Source organism: Pantoea sp. Ft-CA_14 (assembly GCF_024520875.1).
In the GTDB taxonomy this organism is placed as follows: domain Bacteria; phylum Pseudomonadota; class Gammaproteobacteria; order Enterobacterales; family Enterobacteriaceae; genus Pantoea; species Pantoea agglomerans.
Genome location: NZ_JALNPM010000043.1, coordinates 1 through 263, shown reverse-complemented (window position 1 = coordinate 263; position 263 = coordinate 1). Strand labels below are relative to the sequence as shown.

At 59.7% G+C, this 263-nt stretch carries 1 pseudogene; it reads left to right on the top strand.

Features of this window, described 5'->3' with window-relative positions:
- A pseudogene (locus tag NR195_RS22775) lies at positions 1-263 on the top strand (sugar transporter); the annotation flags it as partial.

The following is a 263-nucleotide window of genomic DNA, read 5'->3' as shown; positions in this document are numbered from 1 at the left end:
GCTCAGCAGCGTTCCCCTGCTGTTCCGCCGTCCGGCGCTGGTGGGAATGTATCTGCTGGTGACGTTGGTGGTGACCGCGCACTACACCGCTTACAGCTATATTGAGCCCTTTATGCAGCTCGTCGCCAACGCCAGCGAGGGGTTCACGACGTTACTGCTGCTGCTGTTTGGTTCGGCGGGCATTGTCGGCAGCCTGTTGTTCAGCTCGCTGGGTAAAAAATTCCCCTCTGCACTGCTGATTGCCGCTATCGCCCTGGTGACCC